General features: G+C 64.8%; 22 protein-coding genes and 2 pseudogenes. 21 read left to right on the top strand and 3 right to left on the bottom strand.

The genetic code is table 11. The annotated features are described in order from the left end of the window. Nucleotides 1-95: 95 nt before the first annotated feature. Nucleotides 96-2,126 (top strand): DNA topoisomerase III, encoded by a 2,031-nt coding sequence (locus tag AC5P57_RS03995; protein WP_003116834.1) that lies wholly within the window; start codon nucleotides 96-98, stop codon nucleotides 2,124-2,126. 723 nt (nucleotides 2,127-2,849) lie between these two features. On the opposite strand, the gene AC5P57_RS03990 is transcribed toward AC5P57_RS03995, so the two are convergent. Beyond that, a complete protein-coding gene (locus tag AC5P57_RS03990; protein ID WP_003098972.1) occupies nucleotides 2,850-3,485 on the bottom strand; it encodes a cation efflux transmembrane domain-containing protein in 636 nt (211 codons plus the stop codon). 411 nt (nucleotides 3,486-3,896) lie between these two features. Between AC5P57_RS03990 and AC5P57_RS03985 the strand changes: the two genes are divergently transcribed. Continuing rightward, on the top strand, nucleotides 3,897-4,106 hold the full coding sequence (locus tag AC5P57_RS03985) for a sterol desaturase family protein (protein WP_014747696.1): 210 nt from the start codon (nucleotides 3,897-3,899) through the stop codon (nucleotides 4,104-4,106). A gap of 12 nt (nucleotides 4,107-4,118) precedes the next feature. Next, nucleotides 4,119-4,493: a DUF3703 domain-containing protein gene (locus AC5P57_RS03980; RefSeq protein ID WP_011516992.1), complete on the top strand. Its 375-nt coding sequence runs from the start codon at nucleotides 4,119-4,121 to the stop codon at nucleotides 4,491-4,493. A gap of 67 nt (nucleotides 4,494-4,560) precedes the next feature. Here the strand turns inward: AC5P57_RS03980 and cadR are convergent, their stop codons facing one another. Beyond that, complete coding sequence (gene cadR, locus AC5P57_RS03975) at nucleotides 4,561-4,959, bottom strand: Cd(II)/Pb(II)-responsive transcriptional regulator (protein ID WP_003098965.1); 399 nt, start codon at nucleotides 4,957-4,959, stop codon at nucleotides 4,561-4,563. A gap of 91 nt (nucleotides 4,960-5,050) precedes the next feature. On the opposite strand from cadR, the gene AC5P57_RS03970 reads away from it, so the two are divergent. The 9 genes from AC5P57_RS03970 (at nucleotide 5,051) to AC5P57_RS03930 (ending at nucleotide 13,258) form a co-directional block, all read left to right on the top strand. Next, entirely contained in the window at nucleotides 5,051-7,963 is a 2,913-nt protein-coding gene (locus AC5P57_RS03970) for a heavy metal translocating P-type ATPase (protein ID WP_003098961.1), read from the top strand. 3 nt (nucleotides 7,964-7,966) lie between these two features. Next, a complete protein-coding gene (gene lspA, locus AC5P57_RS03965; protein ID WP_003098955.1) occupies nucleotides 7,967-8,467 on the top strand; it encodes a signal peptidase II in 501 nt (166 codons plus the stop codon). Nucleotides 8,468-8,803: 336 nt separating this feature from the next. Beyond that, nucleotides 8,804-9,115 carry a hypothetical protein gene (locus tag AC5P57_RS03960; protein WP_003108988.1) on the top strand — a complete coding sequence of 104 codons (312 nt, stop codon included), beginning with the start codon at nucleotides 8,804-8,806 and terminating at the stop codon, nucleotides 9,113-9,115. Between the two features lie 337 nt (nucleotides 9,116-9,452). Next, a complete protein-coding gene (locus AC5P57_RS03955) occupies nucleotides 9,453-9,665 on the top strand; it encodes a hypothetical protein (protein WP_003116833.1) in 213 nt (70 codons plus the stop codon). Nucleotides 9,666-9,686: 21 nt separating this feature from the next. After that, nucleotides 9,687-10,079: a hypothetical protein gene (locus AC5P57_RS03950; protein WP_003116832.1), complete on the top strand. Its 393-nt coding sequence runs from the start codon at nucleotides 9,687-9,689 to the stop codon at nucleotides 10,077-10,079. Between the two features lie 182 nt (nucleotides 10,080-10,261). Further along, the gene (locus AC5P57_RS03945; RefSeq protein WP_003116830.1) at nucleotides 10,262-10,948 is read left to right on the top strand and encodes a hypothetical protein; all 687 of its coding nucleotides are present in this window, start codon (nucleotides 10,262-10,264) and stop codon (nucleotides 10,946-10,948) included. Nucleotides 10,949-11,031: 83 nt separating this feature from the next. Continuing rightward, the gene (locus AC5P57_RS03940; RefSeq protein ID WP_003116829.1) at nucleotides 11,032-11,769 is read left to right on the top strand and encodes a DUF5983 family protein; all 738 of its coding nucleotides are present in this window, start codon (nucleotides 11,032-11,034) and stop codon (nucleotides 11,767-11,769) included. Between the two features lie 97 nt (nucleotides 11,770-11,866). Further along, nucleotides 11,867-12,145: a hypothetical protein gene (locus AC5P57_RS03935; RefSeq protein WP_003116828.1), complete on the top strand. Its 279-nt coding sequence runs from the start codon at nucleotides 11,867-11,869 to the stop codon at nucleotides 12,143-12,145. A 288-nt stretch (nucleotides 12,146-12,433) separates the two neighbouring features. Continuing rightward, complete coding sequence (locus AC5P57_RS03930; RefSeq protein ID WP_003098941.1) at nucleotides 12,434-13,258, top strand: hypothetical protein; 825 nt, start codon at nucleotides 12,434-12,436, stop codon at nucleotides 13,256-13,258. A gap of 261 nt (nucleotides 13,259-13,519) precedes the next feature. Here AC5P57_RS03930 and merR read toward each other — a convergent pair whose 3' ends face one another. Further along, nucleotides 13,520-13,927: a mercury resistance transcriptional regulator MerR gene (gene merR, locus AC5P57_RS03925; protein WP_003098939.1), complete on the bottom strand. Its 408-nt coding sequence runs from the start codon at nucleotides 13,925-13,927 to the stop codon at nucleotides 13,520-13,522. A 71-nt stretch (nucleotides 13,928-13,998) separates the two neighbouring features. Between merR and merT the strand changes: the two genes are divergently transcribed. The 9 genes and pseudogenes from merT (at nucleotide 13,999) to AC5P57_RS03880 (ending at nucleotide 20,475) form a co-directional block, all read left to right on the top strand. Beyond that, nucleotides 13,999-14,349, top strand: a complete 351-nt coding sequence (merT, locus tag AC5P57_RS03920; RefSeq protein WP_003116827.1) for a mercuric ion transporter MerT — start codon at nucleotides 13,999-14,001, stop codon at nucleotides 14,347-14,349. 12 nt (nucleotides 14,350-14,361) lie between these two features. Next, the gene (merP, locus tag AC5P57_RS03915; RefSeq protein WP_495219434.1) at nucleotides 14,362-14,649 is read left to right on the top strand and encodes a mercury resistance system periplasmic binding protein MerP; all 288 of its coding nucleotides are present in this window, start codon (nucleotides 14,362-14,364) and stop codon (nucleotides 14,647-14,649) included. A 10-nt stretch (nucleotides 14,650-14,659) separates the two neighbouring features. Further along, on the top strand, nucleotides 14,660-16,348 hold the full coding sequence (merA, locus tag AC5P57_RS03910) for a mercury(II) reductase (protein ID WP_003098932.1): 1,689 nt from the start codon (nucleotides 14,660-14,662) through the stop codon (nucleotides 16,346-16,348). Nucleotides 16,349-16,366: 18 nt separating this feature from the next. After that, the gene (locus tag AC5P57_RS03905) at nucleotides 16,367-16,882 is read left to right on the top strand and encodes a hypothetical protein (RefSeq protein ID WP_495219433.1); all 516 of its coding nucleotides are present in this window, start codon (nucleotides 16,367-16,369) and stop codon (nucleotides 16,880-16,882) included. Beyond that, nucleotides 16,846-17,364 (top strand): annotated as a pseudogene (locus AC5P57_RS03900) (Tn3 family transposase); the annotation flags it as partial. The gene AC5P57_RS03905 and the pseudogene AC5P57_RS03900, both read left to right, overlap by 37 nt. A gap of 45 nt (nucleotides 17,365-17,409) precedes the next feature. Next, on the top strand, nucleotides 17,410-17,694 hold the full coding sequence (locus AC5P57_RS03895) for a DUF3085 domain-containing protein (RefSeq protein ID WP_031629745.1): 285 nt from the start codon (nucleotides 17,410-17,412) through the stop codon (nucleotides 17,692-17,694). 141 nt (nucleotides 17,695-17,835) lie between these two features. Further along, nucleotides 17,836-18,286: pseudogene (locus AC5P57_RS03890) on the top strand (XF1762 family protein). A gap of 310 nt (nucleotides 18,287-18,596) precedes the next feature. After that, entirely contained in the window at nucleotides 18,597-19,502 is a 906-nt protein-coding gene (locus tag AC5P57_RS03885; RefSeq protein ID WP_003116825.1) for a DUF3577 domain-containing protein, read from the top strand. Nucleotides 19,503-19,647: 145 nt separating this feature from the next. Beyond that, complete coding sequence (locus tag AC5P57_RS03880; RefSeq protein ID WP_013391792.1) at nucleotides 19,648-20,475, top strand: DUF932 domain-containing protein; 828 nt, start codon at nucleotides 19,648-19,650, stop codon at nucleotides 20,473-20,475. Nucleotides 20,476-20,558 lie beyond the last annotated feature (83 nt).

Raw genomic sequence — 20,558 nt, 5'->3', positions numbered from 1 at the left:
CTGCCGCATGCGGCTTGTTTGCTGCTGCCAGGGGCTGCGCTCGGCATCCTCGATCCCAGCAACTCCATGAACAACAGGAATCGGGATGGACGGATATGCGGCTGTTCTTGTGCGAGAAGCCCTCCCAGGGCAAAGACATTGGCCGGATTCTCGGCGCCACGCAGCGCGGTGAAGGCTGCCTCAACGGTTCCGGCGTCACGGTCACCTGGTGCATCGGCCATCTCGTGGAGGCGGCGCCGCCCGAGGCCTACGACGAGCAGCTCAAACGATGGTCCGTTGAGCAGTTGCCCATCATTCCCCAGCACTGGCGGGTCGAGGTCAAACCGAAGACCGCCACGCAATTCAAGGTCGTCAAGGCGCTCTTGGCGAAGGCGACTCACCTGGTTATCGCCACCGATGCCGACCGCGAGGGCGAATTGATCGCCCGCGAGATCGTGGAGCTTTGCGGCTACCGCGGCCCCATCGAACGCCTGTGGCTGTCGGCGCTCAACGATGCGTCCATTCGGGCGGCACTGGGCAAGCTGCGGCCTTCGGCCGAGACGCTTTCGATGTACCACTCGGCGCTGGCGCGCTCCCGTGCGGATTGGCTCGTGGGCATGAACCTGAGCCGGCTGTTCACGGTGCTGGGGCGACAGGCGGGTTACGACGGCGTGCTGTCGGTCGGCCGCGTACAGACCCCGACGCTCAAGCTCGTTGTGGACCGCGACCGCGAGATCGCGCGCTTCGTGTCCGTACCATACTGGGCCATCGCCGTGTCCCTGTTCGCAGGCGGTTCGACTTTCGCCGCGCAATGGGTTCCACCCGATGCGTGCACCGACGACGCAGGCCGCTGCCTGCGGCAGCCGGTCGCACAGCAGACCATGCAGCAGATCCGCGCTGCGGGCAGTGCCCACGTCGTGTCGGTGGAGACTGAGCGTGTCCGCGAAGGCCCGCCGCTGCCGTTCGACCTGGGCACCTTGCAGGAAGTGTGTTCCAAGCAGCTTGGGCTGGACGTGCAGGAAACCTTGGAGATTGCCCAAGCCCTGTACGAGACGCACAAGGCCACGACGTACCCCCGCTCGGACTCCGGCTACCTGCCCGAGAGCATGTTTGCCGAAGTGCCCACCGTTCTCGACAGCCTGCTCAAGACCGATCCCTCGCTGCGCTCGATCATGGGCCAGCTCGACCGCTCGCAGCGCTCGCGCGCCTGGAACGATGGCAAGGTCACGGCGCACCACGGCATCATCCCGACGCTCGAACCGGCGAAGCTCTCCGCCATGAGCGAGAAGGAACTGGCCGTGTACAGGCTCATCCGGTCGCATTACCTGGCGCAGTTCCTCCCTCACCACGAGTTCGACCGCACTGTGGCCAAGTTTTCGTGCGGGGGGCAGAACCTGGCGGCCACGGGCAAGCAGGTTGTCATCCCGGGTTGGCGCCAGGTGCTCGCCGAGCCGCAGGCCGAAGACGGTGATGGCGAGGGCGATACTGCGGTCCGCGCCCAGGTGCTGCCCGCGCTGCCGAAACTGTATGAGGGCCTGGCATGCCAGGTGGCCGACGTCGATCTCAAGGCACTCAAGACGCTGCCGCCCAAACCGTACACGCAAGGCGAGTTGGTCAAGTCCATGAAAGGCGTCGCCAAGCTGGTGTCCGATCCCCGCCTGAAGCAGAAGCTCAAGGATACGGTTGGCATCGGCACCGAAGCGACGCGGGCCAACATCATCGGCGGCCTGATCGCTCGCGGCTACCTCGTGAAGAAGGGGCGCGCCATCCGCGCCTCGGATGCGGCTTTCACTTTGATCGATGCCGTGCCTGCGGCGATTGCCGACCCTGGCACCACCGCCGTCTGGGAACAGGCGCTCGACATGATCGAGGCCGGACAGCTCACCCTGGACGTGTTCATCGGCAAGCAGGCCGCGTGGATTTCGCAGTTGATTGCGCAGTACGGCAGCGCCTCCCTGTCCATCAAGGTTCCCCAAGGGCCGGCATGCCCGCAGTGCGGCGCACCCACGCGCCAGCGCAGCGGCAAGAGCGGCCCGTTCTGGTCGTGCAGCCGCTACCCGGACTGCAAAGGCACGCTGCCAGTCGAATCCGGCAGCTCCAAGCGCGGCGCCTCGCGCCCGCGCCGTAGCGGCCGCAAAGGCTCCTGACCGCCCCCGTTCCCCGTGAGCCGTGCCCGCCTTCGGCGGCGTGGCCCCTGTCCCGCACTCCGCCGCATGCCCTGCGGGACGCCCAGCGCGCAACGCCTTCTTGATCCGTGTGCGCGTCCCGCCCAGCCGTCCCCGGCCGCGGGACCTGAAGGTAGCTTCTCTGCGAGCCGCACCACGCGCGTTCTGTTGATCTGCGTTTCTTCCGCCCTCTGCGAAGGGTCTCCCGGTGGCTTGCCAGGCTGCACGAGCCACCGGGAGACCCTTCGTGGTCAGCGGTAATCGGTGCCGGTGCCCGCCGGTGCAAAAACGGGCTCCCTTTGTGCGCGGATGTGCGCCAGACGATGCCGGCCCCAGCCACGACATGGGCCGGGTGTGATTGCTTGATGAGCAGACGGTTCTAGCGACGACCGGGCCTGCCAATCAGCCCACGGGTGGTTCCTCTTTTCTCCCGAGCCGAAGGCCGTTGGGCCTTCGGCGCCATTCTCCTGCCCATCAACGTCCCGGCCCGGCCATTGGCCTGGGCCACACGAACAGGAGAGACGACATGCACCCTCAACCTTGCGCACCGCTGCTGTACGGCAGACGGAGGTCGAGAACGGCATGCCCGCCTATCGCGCGGCCATCGCCAATGGTACGCTCGGCTGCAGCCGAGGCCGTAGCCCAAAGGCTGGACTACCTCTTTTGCAGAGGTAAACCTCGGGATGAACTGGGCGAAAACATGCCTTATGTGCCCGCCTTACGGCGAGCTGTTTCCGATGCTTCGCGCAGGATTTCCCGCCCCCCATTCGCTGCGATTGCGGCCACGATGACGCCCAGCACCAGATCCGGGATGTTCGACCCGAACCCCATCACCAGCACCCCGGACAGCACAATCGCACCATTGACGATGGAGTCGTTGCTGGTAAAGATCGCTGACGCCTTGAAGTTCACATCTTCCCCGCGATGGCGGCGCAGTAGTCTGAGGCACACTAGGTTCAAAGCCGCGTTCAGCGCGGCCATGGCCATCATGGCTGGGCCGACAGGCTCTTCCCCTCCAGCGAAGCGGCGTAGGACTTCCAACAGCAGCAGCGCGGCCAGGCCGATTAGCAAGAAACCCGACAAGCGGGCCGCGCCCACCTTGACCGTTGCCGCACGACCGACGGCATACAGGCTAACCGCATAGACCGACGCATCGGCGAGGTTGTCCAACCCGGCGCCCATCAGCGCCGTAGAGCCAGCCCAGATGCCAAGGGCAATGCCGGCGGCGGACTGCGTCAGGTTGATCAGCAACACAGTCAGAAGAATCTTTCGGTCCTTCGCATCGCTCGCATCTAGGCGGCCCAACTCGTCGTTTTCGTGATTTCTGTGGTTTTCAGCCATGCATTGTTCCTTCCAAATCGATGGATGCTGAAGCCTGTAGCGGCTGGAGAGTCAAGGCGCAGATGCAACGAACTTGCCACAGGGTCTTCCCGGACGCCCTTGACTCTACCGTAGCTAGAAGGTTTTCCAATCCAGTCAGAGCTTTAGGACAGAACAGATGAGCACCAATGCGCCCCCTTCATTGCGACTGTCATCCGGTATGGCTGCTATCCACTGATCCGTGGCGCCACTGCGGTTGTGCTCTTCGGCGAGCTCGCGACCGGCCGGCCGTCTTTTCCGACGGAGCTACTCACAGTGATCGTCGCGCTCGCTTGTGCCGCCTTGCTAGAGGGCGGGCGGCCTTTCCACTCCCCGTTGAGCCAGTAGCGGCGTTCCAAGCTGTGGTTGGCCGTCGGCGCATGGCTCGGCTTCTTGGTCGTGCATCTGGCCTTCCAGCACTCCAATCTGGGATACCGGGTCGGGCCGTTGGGATTGTTGATCGGGGTGGCTGAAGCCCATCGCTGGCATCACAAGCGTGAGCACGAAGACGCCCAAGTCAACTACGGCGATTTCTGGATGCCCGGGGGCCACTTGTTCAGCGCTTTCCGGTCGCAAAAGCACACGCTGGGCGCCAAAGAGTGACACTCAAGAAAGATGGACTTTCCAATGGACTACGGCCCGCAGCTTGTCTATCCCTTCCGGAGCCGGCCAGCAGCGGCAAACGCTTGCGCTGCTGGCTATACGATCTTGCCCACGTCGCATTCTTGCGCGAGTCGGGCCTTGCGGCTTCTTGCGAAGCGATCGCGAGTTGCGTGGCGTGCCCATGAGTCGGGCCGCGTCGTGGCGCACTGCTACCTTGGCCTGCACCTGCACCTGCGCAGCCACGCCGCGATGCTCGGTCTGGCCTGGAGAACCCGTAAGGTGGCGGAGATTGCGGCGCGCAGGTCGTCCGGCTCGCGCTGGCTCCTGTGGGCCACGCCCTCGGTCGCACGCCGTCTCAAAACGTCAGAATCGCGCGCTTTCGCATGATGGAGCGCGGCACGTGGCTCTCAGAACTGGACCCGATCACTTCCAGCACCGATGACACGCTCGAGCTTCAGGCGGGCTCGGCCAAGCTGTTGAGAATGCCGCACTCGCGCGAGGTTCGGGCGCTATCGCAGGAGCGTCGCAGATCCATTAACTCGCGCTCCAAGGCGCGCAATTCCTTCATCTTGGTCCGCACTTGCGCGATATGAGCGTCGACCAGCGCGTTCACCTCGCCGCAGCCCAACTCTGGCCGATCCCGTAAGTTCAGCAGTTGACGGATCTCATCCAGCGTCATGTCCTTCGCCCGGCAGCGGCGGATGAACAGCAAGCGCTGCAAATGGACTTCGTCATAGAGCCTGAAGTTGCCCTCGCTACGTGCAGGCTCGGGCAGCAAGCCTTCTGACTCGTAAAAGCGCACGGTCTGCACCAAGCAATCTGCCTTCTTGCCCAGTTCACCGATCCGCATCATGGTTGCTTCCTATAAAAAACTTGACTCTATATCTACTAGAGGTTTTCTAATGATGGCATCCGGGGAAAACCTTGTCAATGAAGAGCGATCTATGAACAAAGAACCTTCCAGCCCATGCGCCTGCTCCGGCGGCAATGGCCAACAGACGGCGTGCGCCAGTGAGCAGGCCAGCACTGAAACCACCGTTTTCCACGTGAGCAACATGGATTGCCGCAATGAGGAAGCACTGGTGCGGCGAACGCTGGAGGGCATGCCCGGTGTCGAGCGGCTCCTGTTCGATCTTCCGCAGCGTTTGTTGACCATTTCGCACCGCGAAGTCTCGGCCGATGCCTTGGAGCAAGCGCTGAATTCGGTGGGCATGAAGGCTCAGGCTGTCCGAGACGCCGCCGTGTCGACCACCTACCGCATCGAGAACATGGACTGCCCGAGCGAGGAGAAACTCATCCGCTCGCACCTCGGGGCAGTCGAGGGAATTCAGGACCTCGACTTCGACCTCGCTGAGCGCACCCTGTCGGTGAAACACCTCGCTCAGGCACGCGCGCAGATGGAGCAGGTCCTGGCCTCGATCGGCATGCGCGCCAAGGAGCAGACCTTCGGCCACACGGGGCCGATCGAAGCCGCGGCTGTGATCCCATCCTCGGCCCTGCAGCAGCAACCAACCGCTGCCGTTTCCGCGCCGCCGATCGGCGAGCGGGTGACGTACCGGATCGAGAACATGGATTGCCCGACGGAAGAAGCGCTGATCCGCGACCGGCTGGGCAAGCTGCCGGGTGTGACCGCGCTCGACTTCAATCTGATGCAGCGTGTGCTGGGAGTCCAGCACACGCTGGCGACCTCAGCGCCGATCGAGAAGGCGCTTGCTTCCATTGGAATGCAGGCTGCGCGGCAGGACATGCAGACAGCCACCACGGTACTTCGCATCGCGAAGATGGACTGTCCGACCGAGGAAAGTCTGATCCGCGGCAAGCTGCAAGGCATGCCGGGCGTGCAGGGAATGGATTTCAACCTGATGCAGCGCACGCTCACGGTTCGGCACACACCCGACGCGATCAAGCCGGCAGTCGAAGCCATCGAATCGCTGGGCATGGAAGCCGAGGTCCAGAGGACTGATGAGCCGCGCGATGCCCCGGTGGCCGCGCACAAGACCAATTGGTGGCCGATGGCGGTTTCGGGCGTTGCGGCGGTGGCCGCCGAAGGCGTGTACTGGGTCAACGACGGCAATCATTGGGCCGTGATCGTGCTGGCACTGGTTTCGATCTTCACCGGCGGCCTCAGCACCTACAAGAAGGGCTGGATCGCGCTGAAGAACCTCAACCTGAACATGAACGCCCTGATGGCCATCGCGGTCACCGGCGGCATGGCGATCGGCCACTGGCCGGAGGCCGCCATGGTCATGTTCCTGTTCGCGTTGGCGGAAGTGATCGAGGCGAAGTCGCTGGACCGCGCCCGCAACGCCATTCGGGGGCTGATGGACTTGGCGCCCGAGACCGCGACCGTGCGGCAGGCCGATGGCTCATGGACAGAGCTGCCGGCCAAGGAGGTCGCAAAGGGCGCGGTGGTCCGCGTGCGTCCTGGCGAGCGCATCGCACTGGACGGCCTGATCACCTCGGGTCGATCGGCCATCAACCAGGCGCCCATCACCGGCGAGAGCCTGCCCGTCGAGAAGGCCGAAGGTGACCAGGTCTTCGCCGGAACCATCAATGAGACCGGCTCTTTCGAATACAAGGTGACCGCAGGCGCCAGCGACTCGACGCTCGCGCGCATCATCCATGCCGTGGAGTCCGCGCAGGGCAGCCGTGCGCCCACGCAGCGCTTCGTCGACCAGTTCGCCCGCGTCTACACGCCGGCGGTGTTCGCGGTGTCCGTGCTGGTTGCCGTCGTGCCGCCGCTCGCCTTCGGCGGCGCATGGTTTGACTGGGTCTACAAGGCCCTGGTACTGCTGGTGATCGCCTGCCCCTGCGCTCTGGTCATCTCCACGCCGGTCACCATCGTCAGCGGCTTGGCCGCTGCCGCCCGACGCGGCATCCTGATCAAGGGTGGCGTCTACCTGGAGGGCGGGCGCAAGCTCAAGGCGTTGGCCCTGGACAAGACCGGCACACTCACACATGGCAAGCCCGAGCAGACCGACTTCGTGCCGCTGATCGGCGAGGCGCAGGAAGTTGCCGCCTGGGCCGCAAGCCTCGCGGCACGCTCGGACCATCCTGTGTCTCAGGCCATCGCCCGCAAGGCGAACCGTGACGGCATCGCGCTGCACGAGGTCGACGACTTCGCGGCGCTGCCTGGCCGCGGCGTGCGCGGCCGCGTCGCCGGGCGCATGTTGCACATGGGCAACCACAGGCTCGCCCAGGAGCTGGGCCTGAGCGAAGCGACGCTCCAGGCTCGGCTGGAGACCCTGGAGCGCCAAGGCAAGACAGCGATCCTGCTGATGGACGATGCGACCGTGCTCGGCATTTTTGCAGTGGCCGACACCGTGAAGGAAACCAGCCGTGAGGCGGTGGCCGACCTGCAGGCGCTGGGTGTGCGCACGCTGATGCTGACGGGGGACAACCAGCACACGGCCGCGGCCATCGCTGCCCAGGTCGGAATCTCTGAAGCCCGTGGTGACCAACTGCCCGAAGACAAGCTCAAGACCATCGAAAGCCTGGTCGGCGGCGAGGGCCAGGTGGGCATGGTGGGCGACGGCATCAACGATTCGCCCGCGCTCGCCCGTGCCGACATCGGCTTCGCCATGGGCGCGGCCGGCACCGACACCGCGATCGAAACAGCCGACGTCGCCCTGATGGACGACGACCTGCGCAAGATCCCCGCCTTCATCCGGCTGTCGCGTAGCACTGCGGCGATCCTCACGCAGAACATCGTTCTGGCCCTTGGCATCAAGGCGGTGTTCCTTGCGTTGACGTTCACAGGGCATGCCACCATGTGGATGGCTGTGTTCGCTGACATGGGGGCAAGTCTTTTGGTTGTCGTCAATGGGCTGCGCCTCCTGAAGTTCAAGGCGGCATGAACAATGGATGAACCATCTCTTCGCAAGACGCAGTGGTACTCACTCGCGATCGTTATATTCGCCGGCGATCAGGCAGCTAAGAGCTACATTGACGCGACAACTCCCTTGGGTTGGTCGCACGAGGTGGCGTCATTCTTCAACCTAGTTCACGCTCTCAATCCCGGCGCGGCGTTCAGCTTCCTTGCTGGCGCGGGCGGCTGGCAGCGGTGGTTTTTTCTGGCGATCGCGTTCGCAATATCGGCATGGCTCGCATGGCTGCTCTCCCGGCCGCTGCGCAAAACGGAAGGCCTTTCGTACAGCCTCATTCTGGGCGGCGCATTGGGCAACGCGTTCGACCGCGCCACGCGCGGGCACGTTATCGACTACATCGACTTTCACCTGCACGGCTGGCACTGGCCCGCCTTCAACATCGCTGACATGGCCATCGTGGGCGGGGCGATCGCGCTGGTGGCCCAGTCGTTCATGAGCGTGGAGAACCCGGCCGCCACAAAGGAGTCCCAGTGACATTGGGACGATCCGGAAATTCGCAATGCACACGGTGCAGGACACCAATCTGAAGAGAACGGCCCCCAGCATGAGCGGCCGCGGCTTGGCCCTCATGCTAGCGCCCACCGCCGCTTTTGCTGCAACGCCCTGTTGCGATGGCGGCGATTGCTGCAACGACGTCGCAATGCCTTGCTGTGAATAAACAGCACGCAAGCCAGTTGACCTGGCAATTATGAAAGTCCATCACGGCGATGCTGGCCTTTTTCGTTCCAATGAGCCGTCACGGAGAGGTGATGATGAAGCTATGCCGGGATCCTGCAAGCTTTAGGACGGTCTTCTTTACCGCATAGCGATATGCTGATGTCACCCGTTCGCCTCGCCTGGCAAGTACAAGTAGTTCGTCGCGGTTTTCTGGCCGTGTCCGCCCGCTTCGCTGGCCCTTTTGCCCCAAACAAGCGCAATCATGCCTGCGTTACCACCAAAGTTCGCCCCCGCCAGTTGCTGTTCCTAAAGGGCATCAAGCTCAACGCCATCGCCGACCGGCCAGCGTATTTCGCATCGCTGCGTGCCCGTCGGGGCCAGCCCATCGTCATCCTCGCAGAGCTGGGACCGGACGAGGCATTCGCCCTGTGGAAGCAGCATGTACTGGGCGACAGGCCTCGCTGACCCAGTTTCGCCTCATCCTCCTGACAGCCCCGCACTTATTGCGGGGCTTTCTTTTTTCCGCGTTCGCCAATCGGGGCTGTTGCAAATGCCGATTTCCGGCTGACGCGGCTCGCCTCGCGCATGAAGCTGCCCGCATGTGTCGCTGATTCGTCAGCACCATGCCAGCAGCCAGAGTTTCCAGGCTGCCGCGGATTCTTTCCGCGCTACCCGCCAGTCCGCCATCGCATCGAGTCTGCGGACGCGCGTCACCCGTGACGCCGATGCTTTTTTCTCAACCGCGTGCGGGAGCTGCCATCCCGTGAGGGACGAGGCCCCGCTTTTTCCAAGGAGCCCGTCCATGTCCCAGCAAGCCTCTTTCGGCCAGTTGGCCTTGATCCATTGCGGCAAGTTCCTGCCGCTCGAAATCCTGCATAGCGCCGCCGGCCACTACATCGGCACGCGCGATACAGAAGGTCCCGTTTCGCGGGAATCCTGCCAGTACTTCCGCAGCTATGCCGCGGCTCAACGTGCCCTCGAAAGAGGCGGCTGGTCCCAGCTCGCCACACCCTGATCCAACTGGAGGAACCACGTCATGAACCAGCTTTTGCCCCAGGAAGTCGTCGATCAGATCATGCGGGAAGAGCAGCATTTCGCCGCCGCGCCCCAAGCCTTCTTCGAGGTCTGGAAGCGCGGCGTCGAGATCGCAGGCCCGCAATGGTTTGGCGACGGCACGCGCGAAGGCCTGAACCAGGCAAAGAGCAAGTGGGATCTGCGTCCCGACATGCTGCGTGCCAACGACGCACTCGGCGTCCTGAGCAGCGGGGAACGCATGTTCCTGTCCGCCATGTTCAGCTTCTACAACGCGCGCGAGGGCGGTGCCATGCTCAAGCGCTGCCACTTCCAAGGACTGTCGGACTTCGATGGTCTCGATCTGCAACGTCGCCAGGTGATCGCCGACCTGCTGCTGAACTACAGCGGTTGGTGAGCCGGTCCCTGGCACACCTTCATCACTGCGTTCACGGGACCCCATGAGGGACATGCGCCTCGTTCGAGGCCATGTCCCTCGCGTTTTCTCCCCGCCCAGCGCCATCCGGCATCAGGCGGTTTCCCCTGCGGATGCCATCGTCCGCAAGGGCTGGCTCCGTTCATTCATCGAAAGGAGCCTTCATGGCCAACAACTACTACGAAGCCACCGGCGTTCTCGTGCTCGACCGTGTGACGCCCGTCATCCAGGCGCTGTTCGGCGCCTTCGCGCTGGACGAGAGCCACCCCGGCAACGGGCAGGCCTACATCGCCCAGATCGCCGAGACCACCAATCCGCAATGGCCGGACGTGCTCGATGGCCTGGAAGACCTGGCCACGCAACTCGGTATTCCGATGCCGGACGACGAAGGGCTGTCGATCCCGCCGCTGCTCGAACTGCTCGCCGTGCACTTCCGTGCCGATGAGGACGAAGAGCTGGGGAACTTGATCGACCGTCATTCGTTCGAGGACACCGCCGATCTCGACGCATTGTTTCTGATCGCCACCCGGTTCGATGACGGGCACCACCTGACCGCCATCCAGTTCGAGGGCTGCTGGTACTGCAGCAAGCCGCGGCTGTTCGAGTTCGGCGGCAACGGCTGCTACCTGAGCCGCGAGGTCCGCTTCATCAGCTCCTCCTCCCAGGCCCTCCAGCTCGGCGACCAATTGCGCAAGACCATTGTGGCCGCCGACATCGAAGAGGCTTCGGCCCTGATCGCGCTGGAGACCATCAATCTGCTGGCGGGCGTCAGCGACGAGCCATTCCGCATGAATTTGCGCCGGCGCGTCGCCGAGCGATTGGCCCAAACGCCAACGATCAGCGTCACCTGACGCTGTTTCCTTTCTTTCCACCCACCGGGGTCAATTCCCGGTGGCGGGGATTTGCTCCATCATTATTCTGTTGGAGAAATCCCATGTCCCAGAATCCCAATCCCTTTCTACGCGGCTACTGGAATCTGAAAATCGTCCGCACGCTGTCCATCAGCTACGAGGACGGAAGCCCGCATGTTTGGCGAAACATCCACCCGAGCCAGCAGCACCTCTGCGACGCGGCGCTGGTTTCTTCTCCTTGCATCATCACCAGCGACTTCGCGGTGGTCAGGACTGGCACCGAACCTGTCGGCGCCGCACTGATCGCCGAATGCGACGCGGCTGAAGGGGGCAGCGGCGAAGGCATGGTGGGTGCCGTGGTGTACGCGATCCACGGCGACGACTTCGACGGCCGCCCCGTCCACATTGGCGACACCTATTCGGCCGAGGCCGCACGGGAAGTCGTGCAGCGGTTGAGCTTCGAGACCGGCTACTACAGCCGGTGCTGGGAAATCAGCAGCGCGCACATCAGCCGCGAAACCGGCCAGTACCTGGCCAACCTGGCTGACCTCGCGACGCCGGAGGCCTTTTTGTTCATCGCGTTCCGGATTCCCTACAGCCCGGCGATCGGCGTCAAGCTGATCTCCACGCCCTGGACGGACCAGCACCTGCAGGACGTCGAGGGGATCGCCGCCGAGCAGCTTCGGCAGGAGCACCGCAGCAAGGGCATGCCGGACGAGCTGGCACAGATCCTTGAACTGGCCGGCCAGGCCGACGTGCGCATCCTCATCCTCGATGCCGACGCACCCGTGTTGCCGGGCCTATCGCTGGCCGGCGAATAGCTGCCACACACATCCCCGGCCTTCCTTGTCCTCACCGCATGCCGGCCCGGTCTCCCGCCAGAGAGCCGGGCCGGCGCACTTTCACAGGAGCGATCCCATGTTCCCCGACCTCATCACACCCGCATCCGACTTCGAGCACCAACTCGGAGCCTGCGTCAACGCCATGAGCCAGGAAGATGCCATCGGCCAGATCCTGGTATTCGAGCGCATGAGCGGCACGCTGCACATGCGCCATATCGCCAGCGCCGACCTGGTGGACACCGACGTGGACGACTACGAAATGGTCGTCTTCGACGGTGGCAACACAAGCGGCGACACGTGGAAACACGTGTTCTTTCCGCGTCAGCGCGAGCACTACTTCGTGTACCAAGCCTGATTCCTCCAGCCCCTTTCGAGGGGCTTTTTCTTGCCCGCAGCACAGGAAAACGGTTGTGGTGCGGTGCCGTTTCCTGCGGGCAGGCAGACCGCCCCAGGGCCATGCTTGCCCCATGTTCGTCGGCGTTGCCGGCACATGCCCAGGCAGTCGAGACCTTCGAGGCTGCAAGCGCGGGAAACCGTGCTGGTCGTTTCTTCCTACGGACCTACCGCGTCCATCCACGCCACCCACAAGGGACCTCTCCCTTGCGGGCGGGGAATCCCTTGTTTTTCCTCAAGGAGTTTCCCCATGGATCGTTCCCTCATCAAATCCATGATGCCTTCGCTGGTCGCAGGCCATGTGCCCCGCAACGTGCGGTCGTTCAAGTACCGCGTGTTCGATGATCAGCCGCTGTCCTCAACGCTGGGCTTCGCCATCGACCCCCAACCCTTCGACGGCAAGGTGGTCGCCGCGACCGACGATGCCATCGTCGTCAAGCTCAAGCCTTCCGAGTTCGCGGTGCTCGATCCCAGCCTGGTGACCACGGTTCCTGCCGAAGGCGCCAAGGTGCATGTCCAACCCTATGCCCGTCGTCGCTTCGACGGACTGCGCGCGGACACGCCGGAGGTCATCACCGAGGAGACTTCGGACGGCACGCCGTACACCATCACGAGGCACATCCTCGGCTCGGCGCCGGCCAAGCTGCCCATTCCCACGCCGCAGTGCATGGAGTTGGGCCAGCTCATCGAGCAGTTGGAGGAGATGCCGGCCCCCGATCGCTTCCGGCGCATCACCCACATGCTGGTGGATGCCGGTGCCCGCGACTTCACCTGGGTCGATCCCACGCCCTCCAAGATCATCGAGACGCCGCCGGCGATCAGCTTCACGGTCTCGACCGCGAAGTTCGAGGGCCGGGTGACGATCCTCTACGACCGCGGCGGAGACACCTACGTGGTGGAACTGCACCGTCAGAACGGTGAATCGGTCGAACTGGTCGATCGGCACGACGAGGTGTATTTCGACATGCTCGGCGAAGTGCTGGAGAGGCTCATCGACGACGGGCGCTGGCGCCAGATCGACGTGAGCATCCTCGACGCGAAAGCGGCCCGCAAGCGCCAGGCCGTCCCGGCATGACGCCCCGCAGCGAAACCGGGCGGTCCTGCGGCTGACCCGAGGCATCCGCCACGGCGTTCCAGCCGTTCCGGCCGCGTGCACTACAGGCCCTTCATCCCATCGGATGGAGGCCTTTCTCATTCTTCCACACAGGAGATTTCATCCATGTCACTGCGATTCAAAGGCGCTGACCTGCGCCCCGTGCTGACCGAAGCCATCGCCAATCAGGGGTCGTCTCAGAAAACGGAAAAAAATCGTACGCTAAGAGCCGAAGTGGGCCCTTTAGCAGCAATGCAAAGCTGCGATCAACGGGCAGGAAACATTGCCATGGTGCGCGTTGCACTCTCTCACTAGCGTCGACAGGGCCTCTTCCATCCGCGTGAGGTCCGCCATGCGTGCGCGCACATCGGCCAGCCGGTGAGCAGCCAGTTCGGCCGCCTCGCTGCAATGGGTGCCGTCCTCCAGTTTCAGGAGCTGGCCGACTTCATCCAGGCTGAATCCCAGGCGCTGGGCTGACTTCACGAACTTCACCCGCGCCACGTCCGCCTGCCCGTAGCGGCGGATGCGACCGTAGGGCCGCTCCGGCTGGGGTAGCAAGCCCTTGAGCTGATAGAAGCGGATCGTCTCCACGTTGACCCGGGCTGCCTTGGCGAAGGCCCCGATGGTCAGATTCTCTTGAGCGTTCTCCATGGCGCTTGACTCCGTAGTTGACTACGGAAGTAACGTTACAGCATCAAGCGAAGTCCCGGAAGGAGAACCTTATGTCGGAACCCAAGAACGGCTGCGGCGCACTGGCGACCGGCGGCGTCGCGGCCGTCCTCGCCTCGGCCTGCTGCCTCGGCCCCCTTGTCCTGGTCGCGCTCGGCTTCTCTGGCGCGTGGATCGGCAACCTGACCGTGCTGGAGCCGTATCGGCCGATCTTCATCGGCGCAGCGCTCATCGCGCTGTTCTTCGCCTGGCGCAGCATCTTCCGACCAGCCCATGCCTGCAAGCCCGGCGACGTTTGCGCCGTGCCCCAAGTGCGGACTGCCTACAAGGTGATCTTCTGGATCGTGGCCGCCCTGGTTCTGGTTGCCCTCGCGTTTCCCTACGTCCTGCCGCTGTTCTACTGAAAGGAGATCACCATGAAGAAATTCACCACCCTCACCACCCTCATCGCCCTGGCCGCCGCTCTAAGCGCGCCCGCCTGGGCTGCCACCAAGACCGTCACCCTGTCGGTGCCCGGCATGACCTGCGCCGCGTGCCCGATCACGGTCAAGACGGCTCTGTCCAAGGTCGCCGGCGTCGAGAAGGCCGAAGTCAGCTTCGAGAAGCGGGAGGCCGTCGTCACCTTCGACGAGGCCAAGACCAATGCCGACGCCTTGACCAAGGCCACCGCAAACGCGGGTTACCCGTCCAGCGTCAAGCAGTGAGGGCGTAATCATGGCCGAGGCGATCACCCTCCACATCGAAGGCATGACCTGCACGTCGTGCGCCGAGCACGTCCAGCAGGCTTTGACGAACGTGCCCGGCGTGCGCGCGGCCTCGGTGTCCTATCCGCAGCGGCAGGCCGAAATCGAGGCGGATGCAGGCGTGAGCGTGGCCCCGCTGGTTGCCGCAGTGGCCACGCTCGGCTATCGCGCACGGCTTACCGACACGCCGAACAAGCCTGCCGGCCTGCTAGACAAGGCGCTGGGCTGGCTCGGTGGCGAAACGAAGCATGTTGGCGGTGAACAAGCGCTGCACGTGGCTGTGATAGGCAGCGGCGGCGCGGCGATGGCGGCTGCCTTGAAGGCCGTGGAGCAAGGCGCCCGCGTCACGCTGATCGAGCGCGGCACCATCGGCGGCACCTGCGTCAATGTCGGCTGCGTGCCGTCCAAGATCATGATCCGCGCCGCGCACATCGTCCACCTGCGCCGCGAAAGCCCGTTCGATGCTGGCCTGCCGGCCGCAGCGCCCGCTGTACTGCGCGAGCGGCTGCTGGCCCAGCAACAAGGCCGCGTCGAGGAGCTGCGCCATGCCAAGTACGAAGGCATCCTGGCAAGCACTCCGGCCATCACCGTGCTGCGCGGCGAGGCCCGGTTCAGGGACACGCGCACGCTGACCGTGGCGACCGCTGACGGCGGCACGCACGAGGTGAACTTCGACCGCTGCCTGATTGCCACCGGCGCGAGCCCGGCGCTTCCGCCAATCCCGGGCCTTGCGGACACACCCCACTGGACCTCCACCGAGGCGCTGGAAAGCAGCTCGCTCCCCGAGCGGCTGGCCGTGATTGGTTCCTCCGTGGTGGCGGTCGAGTTGGCGCAAGCCTTCGCCCGGCTGGGCAGCCAGGTCACGATCCTGGCGCGCAGCACGCTGTTCTTCCGAGAAGACCCGGCCATCGGGGAAGCCGTAACAGACGCCTTCCGCGCCGAGGGCATCGAGGTGCTGGACCACACCCAGGCGAGCCACGTTGCCTATGCGGGCGGGGAATTCGTGCTCACCACCGGGCAGGGGGAAGTGCGCGCCGACAAGCTGCTGGTCGCCACCGGTCGCGCGCCGAACACGCGCAGCCTGAACCTTGAAGCGGCAGGCGTCGAAGTCAATGCGCAGGGAGCCATCGTCATCGACCGCGCCATGCGCACGAGCGCACCGCACATCTTTGCTGCCGGCGACTGCACCGACCAGCCGCAGTTCGTCTATGTGGCGGCGGCGGCCGGCACGCGCGCCGCGATCAACATGACCGGCGGCGACGCGGCGCTGGACCTGACGGCGATGCCGGCGGTGGTGTTCACCGATCCGCAGGTGGCGACCGTGGGCTACAGCGAGGCGGAAGCGCACCACGACGGCATCGAGACCGACAGCCGGCTGCTGACGCTCGACAACGTGCCGAGGGCGCTCGCCAACTTCGACACGCGCGGCTTCATCAAGCTGGTGGCGGAAGCTGGCTCAGGGCGGCTGATCGGCGTACAGGCGGTCGCGCCGGAAGCGGGCGAACTGATCCAGACGGCCGCGCTGGCGATCCGCCACCGGATGACCGTGCAGGAGCTGGCCGACCAGTTGTTCCCCTACCTGACCATGGTCGAGGGACTGAAGCTCGCGGCGCAGACCTTCAACAAGGACGTGAAGCAACTGTCCTGTTGCGCCGGATGAGGAAAAGGGAGGTGTTCGATGAACGCCTACAGCCGCGCCAACCGCCGCATCTACGCGGCCTTGTCCAATCCCCTGTCGGCCACCCACCGGCACCGCCTCGACGATCTGCTCAAGCGCCACGACAACGGCAAGACGACCTGGCTGGCCTGGCTGCGCCAGTCGCCCGTCAAGCCGAACTCGCGCCACATACTCGAACACATCGAGCGCCTCAAAGCCTGGCAGGCGCTCGACCTGCCTTCCGGCATCGAGCGGTCGGTGCACCAGAACCGCCTGCTCAAGATCGCCCGCGAAGGCGGCCAGATGACGCCCGCCGATCTGGCCAAGTTCGAGGCACAGCGCCGCTACGCGACCCTGGTGCGCTCGCCATCGAGGGCATGGCCACCGTCACCGACGAAATCATCGACCTGCACGACCGCATCCTGGGCAAGCTGTTCAACGCTGCCAAGCACAAGCATCAGCAGCAGTTCCAGGCGTCCGGCAAGGCGATCAACGCCAAGGTGCGGCTGGCCACCTCGATCAAGCAGGGCACGGTGACGGCCTCGCTGATGCTCAGGAAACTCGGCAGCTACCCGCGCCAGAACGGCCTGGCCGTGGCGCTGCGCGAGCTGGGCCGCATCGAGCGAACGCTGTTCATCCTGGACTGGCTGCAAAGCGTCGAGCTGCGCCGCCGCGTGCATGCCGGACTGAACAAGGGCGAAGCCCGCAACGCGCTAGCCCGCGCCGTGTTCTTCAACCGGCTGGGCGAAATCCGCGACCGCAGTTTCGAGCAGCAGCGCTACCGGGCCAGCGGCCTCAACCTGGTGACGGCGGCCATAGTGTTGTGGAACACGGTCTATCTGGAACGGGCCTCAAACGCCTTACGCGGTCACGGCCAGACTGTCGATGACGCCCTGTTGCAGTACCTGTCGCCGCTGGGCTGGGAGCACATCAACCTGACCGGCGATTACCTCTGGCGCAGCAGCGCCAAGATCGGCGCGGGCAAGTTCAGGCCGCTACGACCGCTGCAACCGGCTTAGCGTACGATTTTTTCCGTTTTCTGAGACGTCCCCAATCAGTGCCGCATTGTCCTGGTCAAGGATCAGGGCGTGTACTTCCTCGCCGAGCGTGGGGAGCGTCGCCCGGATGGGCGCCAGGCACTGCTCGCCTACGCCGTCGGATGCAACCCGGACACCGACCCGTTCGATGACTGGTGGCACCTCGCCGGCCGCGAGCTGGGCGGCGATGACTTCGCGGAGTATTTCGACCCGAAGGACGGCCTGTTCACGCGCCTCCAGCACTCGGCGGACGATCTCGTGCTTTCCGCCACCGCCACGCACCTGTCCTTAGCAGTGGTGCCTCCCGCCTGACGCGGCAACCGCCTCGCAGCCCCCGCATCGGGGGCCTTCTTTTGTTCGCACCGCCGCCATCGCCGCGCGTGCGCGTTTGTCTCCAGCCGCCGAGGCACGCCCCGCCGGCCACAACGCCGGCATGCCACCGGAGACAACCGCATGAACACGCCATCGACCTCGCCGAGGCTGCACCTCCTACCGGTGTCGCTGCGCACGGCCAATGCATTCGTTCTGTCGCACCATCGCCACCACCGCCCGGTCCAGGGCGCGAAGTTCGCCCTGGCCGTCACGCTGAGCGACAGCGACCTGATCCACGGCGTGGCCATTGTCGGCCGCCCGGTCGCGCGGCACCTGGACGCTGGAAGTCACGCGGCTGTGCACCGACGGCACACCCAGCGCCTGCAGCAAGCTCTACGGCGCGGCCTGGCAGGCGGCAAGGGCGCTGGGCTACATACGCCTGCTCACCTACACCATGCCCGACGAAGGTGGCGCCAGCCTGCGCGCCGCCGGCTGGCGGCTGATCGGCGCGCGCGGTGGCGGCGCCTGGAGCCGTCCCGGCCGTCCGCGCGCCGATACCCCCGAGCACCTGCGCGGCGCCAAGTGCCTGTGACAGGCGCCGGGTGGCGCGGACAAAGGGAAGCGCCCGGGTGCCGATTGATTGCTGCCGCGCGCGCGAGGCCCCGCCATGCTGGCCCCATGCCTGCTGACGTCGTCAGCGACATGCCAGGCAACCATCGGTCTTCGAGGTTGCGGCGCAGTTCCCACTGCGTGACCGAGCCAGCTCGCACCGCATCCTTCCGCGAGCGGCCACCAGCCTCTGGTGGCGGATGCTTTCGCCTTATCAACCCACCGCGGGGTCACGCACCTTCCCCGCATGCGTGGGCCGGTGTGTCTCCGCTTCATCCCAATGGAGATTCACCATGAACACCACGTCCAACGAGAAATCGTATTTCGACCTCCACACCTCGGGCATCGGCTACATCCAGCGTGTCCGTGAAGTGCCCGTCCGGGGCGGCCGCCGTGCGCAGCCTTTCCTGGCATGCACCATCGCCGCGCTGGTCGGCCCCGCCCGGGACCCCAGCTACCGCTACTTCGACGTCAAGGTCTCGGGTGCCGAGGCCAAGAAGCTCGTTCAGCGCTACATCGGCGTTGACGATCCCAAGCAGCGCCCGCTGGTGCGCTTTCGCCTCGGTGACCTGTGGGGCGATGTGTACATCCGCGACAAGGGTGAGCAGAAGGGTCAGGCCGCCGCGTCCCTCAAGGCGCGACTGCTCAAGGCCGAACTGATCGACCGGGCCGAACTGGCTTCGATCGAGCAGCACGAGTTGATCACCCGCGGCATCGGCTATCTCAATCGTGTGAAGGACGTCACCCCAAAAGCTGGCGACTCGTTCCTCTCTTGCACCGTCGCGGCACTGGCCGGGCCTGTCGATGAACCGGAGTATCGGTACTTCGACACCATCGTCGCCACCCCGGAAGCCGAGCACCTGGTTCGCCGGTGCGTTCAGGCCGTCGAGGGTGACCGCAAGGTGCTGATCGCCTTCCGTCTGAACGACATGAAGATCGATCCGTACATCCGCACCAAGGGTGAGCACGCCGGGGAACCGGCCGCCAGCCTGGAATCGACGCTGGTCCACATCGGTCTCATCAAGATCGACGGCACCCAGGTCTATCCGACGAGCCAGGCGCAAGCCGAGGCGCCGCCGGCCGAAGACGCATCCGCGTCCGAAGCCGACGATGCCATCGACACGGCCACCGAGCCCGCCGAGCGCGAGCCCGAGGCGCAAGTCCAGGAGCAGGAGCCGGCATTGGCTGCTTCGTTCTGATCCGGCACGGCCTCTCACGGGGCCTTGTCGCTTTTCCTCCCCACGTACGCCGCGTCCCCAGGACGCGTGCTTGCGCATTTCATCCCCCGAGTTCCGCGTGGTCTCACGGCCACGCGGTTGTCGAATTTCTCAAAGGAGATCAGCCATGTCTCTGGTATCCCGCTTTGCTCCGCAATCCCCGATCCTGCGCTCTGATCGCCCACTCTCGGACGACCGCATTCGTGCCGTCGTTCCGTCGATCTTCGCCGACGCTCCACATGGGAGCCGGTCCGATCGGTATGCCTACATACCGACCTCGACCGTGCTGACCAAGCTGCGCCAGGAGGGCTTCGAGCCCTTCATGGTGTGTCAGACGCGCGTGCGCAACGAAGACCGGCGCGAGTACACGAAGCACCTCATCCGACTTCGCCATGCAAGCCAGATCAACGGCGACGAGGCGAACGAGATCATCCTGCTCAACAGCCATGACGGCACGAGCAGCTATCAGATGCTCGCCGGCATGTTCCGGTTCGTCTGCCACAACGGCCTGGTTTGCGGTGACACCACCGCAGACATCCGCGTTCCCCACAAGGGCGACGTGGCCAGCCAGGTGATCGAAGGTGCCTACGGAGTCCTCGAAGGTTTCGAGCGCGTGCAGAACGCGCGCGATGCGATGCGCACCATCACCCTCGATGAGGGCGAAGCGGAGGTCTTTGCGAACTCTGCGCTCGCACTCAAGTACGACGATCCGGCCAAGTCCACGCCTGTCACCGAGAGCCAACTGCTGGCCCCTCGGCGATGGGACGACCGCAAGAACGACCTGTGGGCCGTCTTCAACCGCGTCCAGGAGAACCTAGTCAAAGGGGGCCTGAACGGACGCACGGCCAACGGCCGCAATCAGCGCACCCGTCCGGTGCAAGGCATCGACCAGAACCTGCGCCTGAACCGGGCGTTGTGGCTGCTGGCCGAAGGCATGCGCCAGCTCAAGGCGTGATGCCACGCGGACCTCGCCCACCTCGGGCGAGGCCATTTCCTCTCATCCACCGGGTGCCGTCGGCGGCCCGTCATTCATCATCA

The sequence above is a fragment of the Stenotrophomonas sp. YJH_SMC_79 genome, assembly GCF_059367995.1.
The sequence above is the reverse complement of the archived record's forward strand: the minus strand, read 5'-3'. Positions and strand labels throughout refer to the sequence as shown.